Here is a 2,188-nt window from a genome sequence, read left to right as displayed (position 1 = left end):
CCGATGCGTCCGGCGCTGTCATTCAGGGCGCGACGATCGTTCTTACCGAAGAATCAACGGGACACAGTCGCACCGCTGTCTCTGGTACCAAAGGCACGTATGTCTTTCCTGCGCTTTCCGTAGGTCGATTCACGATCGTGGTCCATATGGATGGCTTTACCGACGCTCGGATTGCCGATCTGGACGTCAACTCGGGAAACACGCGTACGATCAACGCTGTTCTTCGCGCGGGGACAACCCAGGTCGTGTCGGTCGAAGCCGATCGTGGTGCAAACCTGGATAAAGACAATGCAACCCTGGGTGGAACCGTCGAGTCTGTTCAGATTGCGCGTCTTCCGCTCAATGGAAGAAACATATCAACGTTGGAGTTGTTGGCGCCAGGTGCGATCGATACCGGAACCGGACAGCAGGCGTCCATCCATTTTGTAGGCTTGAACCAGTTCGGAGGCAATGTCGGTGGTCCAATCTGGCGTGGCCGAACGTATTTTTTCGCAAACTACGAGGGGTTCCGGCAGTCGCTGAGCGGCGTTCCTCAGATTGCGACGGTGCCTACTCAGGCATTTCGGCAACGCGTTCTTGCAGCGCAGCCTGCCCTTGCCCCCTGGTTCAATGCCTATCCCATCGGCACGACGCCGGCGTCCGATCCAAACGCGGCCCTTGTGACCTATAACGTTCCCTCCCCAAGTCAGGAAAATTCTGGAGTCATGCGCATCGATCACCGTTTCAATGAGCATGATTCCATGTACGGCCGCTATAACATCGATGACGGCTCATCGGTGAGTGCGCTCAACGTCTTCCAGGGCGTCACCGTCAATTCACGGATTCAAAACTTCGTTCTGGAAGAGCTCCATATCTTCAGCCCAACTCTTCTCAATGAGTTTGAGTTTGGATTCAACCGGAATACCTACCTCCAGGCACAGAACACCGGCCTTCCCTACAACATTTCAATTACCGGGTTTACCCCGGCGGCCGAGAACTACTCCAAAGCGCAGATTCCCCAGAGCTTCTCTCTCAATGACACTCTGACAAAGGTCATCGGCCAACACACCCTGAAAATGGGTGTCGATCTGCGACGAGTCATGATCAACGAAGGCAACTCCGTCGATGGGACCCTGACTTATGTGGGAGCCTCAACTCCCACGGGGATCGACTACACAAATCTCCTCAATGGACGTCTCGACTCGATTCTGGTCACGGCAGCTCTTACGACCCGGGGACTCCGCAAGAATCAATATATGGGCTACTTCCAGGACCAATGGAAGATGACCTCGGAGCTCACGATCAACATGGGCCTCCGTTATAACTTCTTCGCCCCATTCCACGAGAAAAGCGGGAACGCGGTTCCATTCGATATTCCCATGTGCGGCGGCTATTGCACTCCCGGAGGCGACTTCAACCTCCCGGACTATCTGAATCTGGATCCTCGCGTGGGACTCGCCTATTCGCCCAATGCCCTGAAAGGTTCCACCGTTCTGCGGGCGGGATTTGGCATCTATCACGGTGAAACGCAGCTCGGAGATGAAGACAGTCCAGCAGTCAATACGGAGCCTTCAACGAAGCTGACATCATCGAACACCACGGTGTACACCTATCCGTCTGCTCTGGCGCTGATCCCAACGACAGGCCTGGCGACCACTCCACGATCCATGCTGCTCAAGCGGCCGATCAGCTATACCACCCAGTGGACGGCATCGATCCAGCAGAGTCTTGGACATGAAACGACCGCAACAGTAACCTATCTCGGCGTCAAGGGAACCCACCTGTTCCGGCGTAGCTACACCAACCTGATCAATCCAGCGACCGGCACGCGCCCGCTCCCACAGTATCCGAGCGCGATCGATACCAAGATCAACGCAGGGATGAGCATCTTCCATGCACTTCAGTTCAGTATGACCCGGCGGTATCACAACGGAATCTTCGTGTCGGGCAACTATATGTGGTCGCATGCGCTCGACGACAACTCCGTGGGTGCCGGAGAAGCGAACTCTCCTCAGAACGTAGCGATTCCGTCTGCGGACTATGCATCGAGCTCTAACGATGTCCGTCATACCCTGACTGCAAGCATTGTCTATGAACTGCCTCTCGGAATAGGCAAGCGTTATATGAACACCAGTCGTTGGGCAGACCTCGCAGTAGGAGGATGGTCGATCGATAACCTGCTCATTGGGCGAGCTGGACTTCCCATCGA

Annotated in this window: 1 protein-coding gene; it reads left to right on the top strand. The window is 55.3% G+C overall.

Annotation, left to right across the window (positions count from 1 at the left end; genetic code table 11):
• Positions 1 to 2,188 (top strand): carboxypeptidase regulatory-like domain-containing protein (locus tag AB4043_RS24445; protein ID WP_442308381.1); only part of this gene is annotated, 2,188 nt, incomplete at both ends.

Source organism: Terriglobus sp. YAF25, from assembly GCF_052113305.1.
Classification (GTDB): Bacteria; Acidobacteriota; Terriglobia; order Terriglobales; family Acidobacteriaceae; genus Terriglobus.
Note: the sequence above shows the minus strand (reverse complement) of the source record. Positions and strands in the feature narration are given on the sequence as shown.